General features: G+C 46.1%; 6 protein-coding genes and 1 tRNA gene. 3 read left to right on the top strand and 4 right to left on the bottom strand.

What is annotated here, in order from left to right; all coding sequences use genetic code 11:
- On the bottom strand, positions 1-1,076 hold a 1,076-nt coding region (locus tag F6K38_RS37255; protein WP_287360037.1), incomplete at its 3' end, for a transposase.
- On the opposite strand from F6K38_RS37255, the gene F6K38_RS43765 reads away from it, so the two are divergent.
- Positions 1,077-1,376 (top strand): transposase, encoded by a 300-nt coding sequence (locus F6K38_RS43765; protein ID WP_353737262.1) that lies wholly within the window; start codon positions 1,077-1,079, stop codon positions 1,374-1,376.
- A 25-nt stretch (positions 1,377-1,401) separates the two neighbouring features.
- Positions 1,402-1,554 carry a transposase gene (locus F6K38_RS43760; protein ID WP_008180074.1) on the top strand — a complete coding sequence of 51 codons (153 nt, stop codon included), beginning with the start codon at positions 1,402-1,404 and terminating at the stop codon, positions 1,552-1,554.
- Here the strand turns inward: F6K38_RS43760 and F6K38_RS43755 are convergent.
- Positions 1,507-1,827, bottom strand: a complete 321-nt coding sequence (locus F6K38_RS43755) for an MAPEG family protein (RefSeq protein WP_081431909.1) — start codon at positions 1,825-1,827, stop codon at positions 1,507-1,509. The two genes, F6K38_RS43760 and F6K38_RS43755, sit on opposite strands and share 48 nt — an antisense overlap.
- 43 nt (positions 1,828-1,870) lie before the next feature.
- On the bottom strand, positions 1,871-2,374 hold the full coding sequence (locus F6K38_RS37245) for a DNA-processing protein DprA (protein ID WP_008180076.1): 504 nt from the start codon (positions 2,372-2,374) through the stop codon (positions 1,871-1,873).
- 192 nt (positions 2,375-2,566) lie between these two features.
- On the opposite strand from F6K38_RS37245, the gene F6K38_RS37240 reads away from it, so the two are divergent.
- Positions 2,567-2,640: transfer RNA gene (locus tag F6K38_RS37240), tRNA-Val, on the top strand.
- Between the two features lie 239 nt (positions 2,641-2,879).
- On the opposite strand, the gene F6K38_RS37235 is transcribed toward F6K38_RS37240, so the two are convergent.
- The coding region (locus F6K38_RS37235; RefSeq protein WP_502709643.1) for an FAD-binding oxidoreductase at positions 2,880-3,641 on the bottom strand (762 nt) is incomplete at its 5' end.

Here is a 3,641-nt window from a genome sequence, read left to right as displayed (position 1 = left end):
CCGTGCTTACCCGCTTTTGCCTTCCAGTTTGACAAGTCCTCAAACACAATCACCCTCACTTGATGAGCCATGGCAAAGTCTATGACAGCTTTGGATACGAATTGAGCAATGTGTTCGTTGATATGTTTGGACTTGCGATACAATCCCTTGCAGAACCCTTGAGGCAAATTCCTTTTGGTGATCTTACGGGTTTGCTTGGACTTAGTGGCAATACGCTGCTTGCGTTGGTCACGGCGGTCTATGTCTCTGGCAGGGGAAATAAATTTCCTCGCTTTTACAGTACCGTCCCGACTAACGATAGAGCAGGTCGCTGTGGTGTTAATTCCTAGGTCTACAGCACTTACCCAATCGGATTCCGGCAGTTCCTTAATTGCGTACTCGACAGGCATCGACAGATGAACCCTGCGGTCGTTAGCAATTAAGGAAGGGGACATCAGTTTGTTGTCAAGACCGAGATGGCGGCTTTTTCCAGACGTTGGAACTCGAATAGCCAATAGCCATACCCAATCCGTACCATTCCAAACCTTGAGGTCTACAGCGTTAAAATTAGCGTTATAGCGAATTTGTTGACCTTTGTACAAAGCTGGGTAGCTGTTACCGATGGCAGTAAGCTTAGGGGATTTGTCGTGTCGGTGCTTTCTATTGCCTCGTTTCCAATCCTGCCAGCGAGTCACAAAGCTGCTAACAATCCCTAATGCGTCTTGGATGGCAGCGCGTCTTAGGTAGCTGGGAAACTTGCGAAACGATGGATGGTTATTGATGGCTTTTTTGAAGTACCAACCATATTTAGGATTGGGATTATTTGCGGTCTGGTGAACCAACTTCTCCAGCGCGTTCACCCGTTCTTTGGCAGTTAACCCCAACAGGGCAGACCAATTCCCATAGGCGATTAGTACCAAAGGTTTTAGGAAATGGCGGTACTCTTCCACTGTCAGAATAGCTAAATTGCGCTGGTGGCGAGTCAAAGACAGCGACCAGACATCAGTTCTGATACTGGACGCTGTCTTTGACTTTTTGCGCTTAGTTCGCTTTTTAGCTTGCTTCTGGCCCATGGCAAAATACTTAACCAATACCATATGTATTTTAACCTGCTAAGATTTAGTTGTCAATTTAGTTGCCGAGCCCGCTCTAGGGATTTCAGGAGACTCAAGACTCGCTCCAACTCAGCATTTCGGTTGATCTATCACTTGGTACTAGTGACTAAGTTCAGAAACAATTCCCTAACAGGGGAGATGCTTGAACGCTTGGAAGACATTTTGAGGGTATCCCATGCAAAATGGGATTGTGAACTGATTGAATTTGGGGGGGAGAGTAATCACGTCCACGTTTTGTTTGAAGCTATCCCCAGTATTGACTTGGTCATTGCTAGTAAATAACCTCAAAACTGTTTCCTCTCGACTAATGCGCAAAGAGTATGCAGCCCATCTCAAACGTTTTTACTGGTCAGAAAAACCGATGTTCTGGGGTGGCAGCTATGCTTTGATTTCAGTAGGAACCCAAGCTCCATTAGAAAAGCTGATTGCATATGTCCAGAATCAGGAAAAGCCAGAATAAGGATGCTGCGCAAAGTTTATTGGTTTCGCTAACCCCACCGCGCATCAAAGATTCTAGGTGGGGACTGCGCTCAACATTTTGTTCAAAGGAGTTCTGATGTGCCCAAGTCGCTCGTTGGGCATAGGGCGGTAGCTGATCAAACATGGCGCGAGGAGCACTTTGGTCATAGCCTAGTTTGAAACGGCTGTAGCCAACTACCAGAAATGGTAGATAGATTAAAACCGTTGCCCCCACAATACAGTAAAGTAAAATTCCCGAACCGGATAGATGCATAGTCTAGCTCACACTAATCAAAATTAATCACAATTAATCACAACTAATCAAAATAGAACAGAGTAACAACCTTGTTTTGCTGTTCCGCCTCCTTACAGGTGTTGAGGAGGGTACGGCTATCATGGAATGCGAAACAAATTAACTGCTGACACCTCGCAACAATTTCGGCATTACACAAGGCACTAGCTTCAGCGAGAGACAAGGTATCATTTTGGGGGTTTTCCACCAAATGCATTACCTTCTCCAAGTATTTTCGGGATTCCAGTGGCTGTCGCTGAAGACTTTGGGGCAAAATTACCGTTAGCAAGGAGGGATCGGCTCGCATAGCACCTCGAATGGCAGCTAAGTTGGTTCCAGTGGCACCAGAGGTAATCAGACGATTACCCGCTTGCACTAAGGCATAGCTCATCATCTCAATTAGATTCTGATGGGTGATAGGAACGTGACGTGACCCCAACAAGGCAATTCGCTTAGAACCAGTTTGCTGTATGGCTGCGAGTTCCTTGGCTAATGTATCGATACTGGCGGTTTCTATTGGTTGACTCAAAGATAAAGATGTTGGTAAAGGCTGAACGACCAGGACATTTTAGCAGAACTCATCCCTCATGTCCTCCTTCAAAAGAATTTGAAGGAAAGGCAATAGGCAATAGGCATGCTAGCAATAGGCAATAGGCAATTTCCCTCAAACGTTCCTGAGAATTGCTATATTCTAAATATGTGCTATCATAATGAATGGTTTGGACGCATAGCTCAGTTGGTTAGAGCACCACGTTGACATCGTGGGGGTCACTGGTTCGAGTCCAGTTGTGTCCATATTTATTTCACTATCCACAGGTAAGCATATGCGCTACGCGCAGGCTACGCCAACAGCTATCAGCCTATGCGCTACGGGAACAGCCATTGGCCTATGGCCACGCTACCGGAACAGCTTTTGAATAAAATAAGCTGACGGCTGACCGCTGACGGCTAACCGCTGACCGCTGACTGCTGACTGCTGACTGCTGACTGCTGACTGCTGACTGCTTATCCCCACACTTCCCACACTCCTTACTCTACCGATGCTCCCAGGCTCGCATTTTACCGGGATTCATCAATCCATAGGGATCAACTATTTCCTTAAACCGCAACTGTTCCATATCAACGGTTTTCATACCCCCATCTTCCAAGATGTAGGTGTGGGGATTAGCAATCAATGCGCCATAGTCTTCGTGATAGCGAATAATTTCATTTAAACGGTCTTCAGAACTATACCGAACGATTTGTAGTCCCACTGGTATCAGTTTTCCTGCCACTCGCATAAATTCTAAATGCATGATCACTTCATCCCCAAAGTGGTGATACAGATGCTCCACCTGTTCCAGATTCACAAATGAGGTTTGTAAATAGGTGAGGTTGGGATCAACACTACGGGCGTGTAAGGTGGTATGATTCCAGGTGAACTCTGCTAGGCTGACTCCCTTACTAGCTTCATGGGCACTCTTCTGGTAAGTGACCTCTCCACCATACTCCCGAACTAAATCCTGGAATGGCTCTAGGGAAGATTCCGCTATCATCAGCAAGGCACAGTGCTTAGCTTCAGGAAGGTAGTTGCTGACAGCGGCAAAGTAGGATGGAATTGGCCAAGCGTGAATGCTAATCAGTTTTTTAATCAAGCCATCGGCATCACCTAAAGCTTGACCAAATCTCGCAGCAGTCATAAAGTCATCAAAGACTACAATGACTTCAGCCCAAGGATAGACTGGTCCTAGGGGTATTTCTAATTCAGTGATAATGCCGTTAGTTCCATAGGCGTGATTCACCTTCTGCACCTGATC

Source organism: Moorena sp. SIO3B2, assembly GCF_010692525.1.
Taxonomy (GTDB): Bacteria; Cyanobacteriota; Cyanobacteriia; order Cyanobacteriales; family Coleofasciculaceae; genus Moorena; species Moorena producens.
This window is presented reverse-complemented; position numbering and strand designations above follow the sequence as displayed.